The organism is Arthrobacter sp. TB 26 (genome assembly GCF_000427315.1).
Lineage (GTDB): Bacteria > Actinomycetota > Actinomycetes > Actinomycetales > Micrococcaceae > Arthrobacter.
This window is the reverse complement of the sequence record NZ_AUPJ01000368.1, coordinates 1-5,015: the sequence shown is the minus strand read 5'-3', so window position 1 is coordinate 5,015 and position 5,015 is coordinate 1. Positions and strand designations below refer to the sequence as shown.

The 5,015-nt window shown below is 64.8% G+C and carries 3 protein-coding genes and 1 pseudogene; 1 reads left to right on the top strand and 3 read right to left on the bottom strand.

Translation table 11 applies throughout. The annotated features are described in order from the left end of the window. Both K789_RS23190 and K789_RS0114275 read right to left on the bottom strand, forming a co-directional pair. A pseudogene (locus K789_RS23190) lies at positions 1 to 352 on the bottom strand (nitrite reductase); the annotation flags it as partial. A 1-nt stretch (position 353) separates the two neighbouring features. Further along, complete coding sequence (locus K789_RS0114275) at positions 354 to 1,790, bottom strand: MFS transporter (protein WP_024367345.1); 1,437 nt, start codon at positions 1,788 to 1,790, stop codon at positions 354 to 356. A gap of 286 nt (positions 1,791 to 2,076) precedes the next feature. Between K789_RS0114275 and K789_RS0114270 the strand changes: the two genes are divergently transcribed. Further along, complete coding sequence (locus tag K789_RS0114270; protein ID WP_024367344.1) at positions 2,077 to 3,489, top strand: MFS transporter; 1,413 nt, start codon at positions 2,077 to 2,079, stop codon at positions 3,487 to 3,489. 102 nt (positions 3,490 to 3,591) lie between these two features. Here K789_RS0114270 and K789_RS0114265 read toward each other — a convergent pair whose 3' ends face one another. Continuing rightward, positions 3,592 to 4,773: an IS30 family transposase gene (locus K789_RS0114265; RefSeq protein ID WP_128081639.1), complete on the bottom strand. Its 1,182-nt coding sequence runs from the start codon at positions 4,771 to 4,773 to the stop codon at positions 3,592 to 3,594. Positions 4,774 to 5,015 lie beyond the last annotated feature (242 nt).

The following is a 5,015-nucleotide window of genomic DNA, read 5'->3' as shown; positions in this document are numbered from 1 at the left end:
CGCGGGTGTTCTTGACCGCGGTGGTGATGAGTTCCAGGGCTGTGTCCCAGCTGACCGGACGGTGGACGCCGTCGGCGCCTTTGAGCAGCGGTTCGGTGACGCGTCCGGGGTGATTCAGCAGCGACGCCGAGGTCCAGCCCTTGCGGCAGAGTCCACCGCGGTTGGTGGGGAAGTCGCGGCCCGTCACATTGAGGGGCGCGTCGAGGGGCGCGTCGGGGATGGCGGCGGCCGGCTGCTCCGGCACGGGGTCTGACCCCGGCTGGGTAGCCGGGGTCAGAGCCGCTGGGGTGGTGAGCGTCATGGCGCACTGCAGGGCGCAGTAGGGGCAGTGCGTGTCGGCGCCGGTGGTCATGTTAGACATGTCCCATCGCGTTGCGGTTGGCGTTGCGGATGTAGCAGAACCAGCACACGGCCAGCATCAGGACGTAGGCACCGACGAAGCCGTAGAACGCGGGGGTGTAGGAGCCGCTGGCGGTGTTGGAGGCGTTGAGGACCTGCGGGATGACGAACCCGCCGTACGCTCCGATGGCCGAGATCAGGCCGAGGGCGGAGGAGGCCAGGCGCTGGGTGGTCACCGTGCTGGCGCCGGCCCGTGCTGCCCGGCTGGAGGTGGCGAAGATGACCGGGATCATCCGGTAGGTGGCGCCGTTCCCGAAGCCGCTGGCGGTGAACAGGAACAGGAACAGGACCAGGAAGAGCCAGAAGTTCTTCATTGGCAGCGTCCAGATCATGGTCAGGGTGATGACGGCCATCGCGGCGAACGCGGCGACGGTCATCCGGGCGCCACCCATGCGGTCCGCCATGCGTCCGCCGTAGGGACGGGCCAGCGAGCCGACCAGCGGACCCAGGAAGGCCAGGGACAGGGCAACTGTGCCGACGCCGATGGAGGAGAACGCCGGGAAGTAGTCCTTGATGAGCTTGGGAAAAACGCCGGCGAAACCGATGAACGAGCCGAAGGTGCCGATGTACAGCAGCGCCATAATCCACAGGTGCGGTTCCTTGAGCGCGGCGAGTGAACCCGCGACGTCGCCCTTGGCGCTGGTGAGGTTGTCCATGTACTTCCAGGCGCCGAACGCGGCGAGCAGGATCAGCGGGACCCACATGAGCCCGGCGACCGGCAGGTTGACGGTGCCGGCGGCCAGGAGGGTGATGGCGATCGGGACGGCAAGCTGTGCGACGGCGGCGCCGAGGTTTCCGCCGGCGGCGTTCAGGCCCAGCGCCCAGCCCTTCTCGCGGGCCGGGTAGAAGAAGGTGATGTTGGCCATGGAGCTGGCGAAGTTGCCGCCGCCGAAGCCGGCCAGCGCCGCGACGAACAGCATGGTCCCGAACGGGGTCTCCGGGTTGGCGACGCACATGGCCAGGCCGATCGAGGGGATCAGCAGGAGCAGGGCCGAGACGATGGTCCAGTTCCGGCCGCCGAAGCGGGGGACCATAAAGGTATAGGGGATCCGGAGGGTTGCGCCCACCAGGCTGGGCATGGAGATCAGCCAGAAGATCTCCGACGTGGTGAAGGTGAAGCCGGCCGCAGGCAGCTGGACCACCACAATCGACCACAGCTGCCACACCACGAAGCCCAGGAACTCGGCGAAGATGGACCAGTTCAAATTGCGGCGGGCGATGGAACGTCCCTGGGCCTCCCACTGTTCCTTGTTCTCGGCATCCCAGTTGGCGATCCAGCGGCCGGGACGGAATTCAAGGGCGGAACCGCCGAGGGTGGTGCCGGCATTGACGGCGGGCGAAATGCCGGGGGAAATGCCGGTCGGGGCATCTGCAGTGCGTTCAGCAGTCACGGGGACCTCCTTGGGGATGTTGTCCCTCCAAGTTAGGTAAGCCGCGTTTCCGGGAGCCTCGCCGTTTGTTAACGTGCTGTGAAGTTTGCCTATCGGCGCGTTTGTGGCGGTGTTAGGGGCGGGGTGGGGCGTAGTGTGATGACCACCACGTGAGACGAATCTAAGTGTCCAAATAGTGGAACGCTTGTCCATTGAATGGACTTCTGGAACTAATATGTAATCCTACTTATCAACATCCGGGCGGTCTCAATCATCACCGGTCCGGTCTTTATGAAAGCGCTACTACATGTCATCCACTGCCACTTCCGCAGAGCAGGGGTCCGCCGAACCGGTGAACTCGCGCGGCCGCGTCATCGTCGCCAGCCTGATTGGCACCACCGTTGAGTTCTACGACTTCTACGTGTACGCCACCGCCGCTGTGCTCGTCTTCCCGAAGCTCTTCTTCCCTGGCCAGAACGAGACCACCCAGCTGCTGGCATCCTTCGCCGTCTTCGGCGTCGCGTTCATCGCCCGGCCGCTCGGCTCGATTGTCTTCGGCCACTTTGGTGACAAGTTTGGCCGCAAGGGCACACTGGTCGCCTCGCTGCTGACCATGGGTATTGCCACCTTCCTGATCGGCTGCCTGCCGACGGCGACCGTTCCCGGCTGGACCTTCTGGGCGCCGGCGCTGCTGGTTGTCATGCGTTTCGCCCAGGGTCTGGCCCTCGGCGGGGAATGGAGCGGCGCGGCGCTGCTGGCCACCGAGAACGCCCCGGCGAACAAGCGTGCCATCTACGGCACGTTCCCGCAGCTGGGTGCGCCGATCGGCTTCATCATCGCCAACGTGATCTTCCTGGTGTTCAGCTACACCCTGACGCCGGCCGCATTCGAGGCGTGGGGCTGGCGTGTGCCGTTCCTGCTCAGTGCCGTTATGGTCATCATCGGCCTTTACGTCCGGCTCAAACTGATCGAGACCCCGGCCTTCACCAAGGTCCTGGAGTCCAACGAGGTCGCCAAGCTGCCGCTGGCCCGGGTCTTCAAGACCAGCTGGCGCCAGCTGATCCTGGGCACGTTCATCATGCTTGCCACGTATGTGCTGTTCTACCTGATGACCACGTTCACGTTGACCTACGGCACCCGGGCCGCCAGCCTGGACGCCGCCAAGGCCGCAGCCGAGAAGGCCGGCAAGCCGATGACCGAGGCCGCCGCGGCTGCGTTCGTCCCCGGCCTGGGCTACACCCGCAACGATTTCCTCTGGATGCTGATTGCCGGCGTCGTGTTCTTCGGTATCTTCACCCTGGTCTCCGGCCCGCTGGCTGAGAAGTACGGCCGGCGCAAGATGCTGATCGCCGTGACCCTTGGCATCTTCGCCTTCGGCCTGCTCTTCGTCCCGCTGTTCAGCGCCGGCTTCGCCGGAACGATGGCCCTGCTGATCATCGGGTTCTCCCTGATGGGGCTGACTTTCGGGCCCATGGGTGCGCTGCTGCCGGAGCTGTTCCCGACGAATGTCCGGTACACCGGCTCCGCCATCAGCTACAACTTCTCGAGCATCCTCGGTGCCGCCGTGGCCCCGTTCATCGCCGTCTGGCTCTGGGAAATCGGGAAGGGCAGCCCGGTGCTCGTCGGCGTTTACCTCGCCGCCATGTCCGTGCTGACGCTGATTGCACTTTTCGTCAGCAAGGAAACCCGCGACCTGGAGTACACCAACAACGTGGCCTGAGGCCCGTTCCGCGGCTGGGGTTGACGCTCCAGCCCAGTTGCTGAGAGAAATGCCCGGTGTGTTCACTGGGCGGTTTCTAGGGGTCGTTGCAACACCTGGTGGTTAGGTGGTTAGTAGTAAATCACGTAGACGCTCGGCTGGGGTATCCCAGCCGAGCGTTTTGCGTGGGCGGCCGTTGAGCTCCTGAGCGACGTGTTCGAGGTCTTCAGGTCCGTAGGCGGACAGGTCGGTGCTTTTGGGGAAGTACTGGCGCAGCAGCCCGTTAGTGTTCTCGTTCGAACCGCGCTGCCAGGGGCTGGCTGGGTCGCAGAAGTAAACCTGCATTTCGGTGGCTAGGGTGAAGGTCTTGTGGGCGGCCATTTCCGCGCCCTGGTCCCAGGTCAGAGAGCCTCGCAGATGTGCCGGCAGGGCAGAGATGGTGTTGATGAGCCCGTCCCGGACGGTTTCGGCGGTGTGGTCATTTGGCAGGTGGACGAGCATCACGTAGCGGGTGGTGCGTTCGACCAGGGTTCCGATCGCGGACTGGTTGTAGGCGCCGGTGATGAGATCCCCCTCCCAATGACCGGGTACTGCGCGGTCCTCGATCTCGGGTGGACGCTCGGAGATCATGACCATCGGATCCACGAACCGGGAGGTGCGCTGTTCCCCGCTCTGGTGGTGTTTCCGGCGGGTCCGGCCGGTGCGCAGGGCTGCCTGTATTTCGCGTTTGAGTCCGCCTCTGGCCTGGACGTAGAGGGCTTGATAGATCGTCTCTGGACTCACACGCATCTCCGGTTGGTCGGGGAACTTTTTGACCAGGGTGTGGCTGATCTGCTCCGGAGACCAGCGTATGAGCAGCTTGGCCTTCACATAGTCGCGCAGGTCCGACTCGCCAGCGAGCTTGGCGTTTTTGGGTCGTGGCCGCCGGGCAGCGGCCTTCCGCTGCGCCCCGTGGGGCAGATAGCCCAACAGGGCATCGGCATTTCGGCCCAGCTCGCGGCTGATCGTTGAAGCCGAACGGCCAAGCACGCTGGCGATCGCCCGCATCGATGAACCCGAGGCTTTCAGGTCCCGGATCATCTCCCGCTCCTGCACGCTAAGAAATCGCGGGTCGATGAGTTTCTCGAGAGCCGCTGTCGGTGGGGCGAGGGCCGGCGAGGTCATAGTGGTCACACCACGTTTGTAATCGACCACCCGCCCATCAGCGTAAATGCGTCGGCCGCCTGACTTACGAATCCCCAGGTCCCACTCCGCCGCGGTCCTGGGATGCACGCTGACCGCTGCGGCCGCCTCCCGCCGACTCAAGCCGGCCTTGCGTAACCGGAAGTACTCATCCCGGCCCCGGTGAGGGCGCGCCCCCGGTTTACCATGGCTCTTCAGTCCGGCTTTACGCACCCAGCCGGCGCACGTATCGGGGCTCAATCCCAGCTCCCTGGCCGCCGCCCCCGTGCTCTTGAGCCGGTCGAACACGACGAAGAACTCATCCTTCTGCCCCTGCGCGTACTTCCTGTTGGTTCGAGGTTCTCCCGTTAAAGACGACACGGTCG

What these genes read in the sequence shown, in the direction of transcription:
- K789_RS0114270 (WP_024367344.1), top strand. Translation starts at nt 2,077, where the DNA reads ATGTCATCCACTGCCACTTCCGCAGAGCAGGGGTCCGCCGAACCGGTG.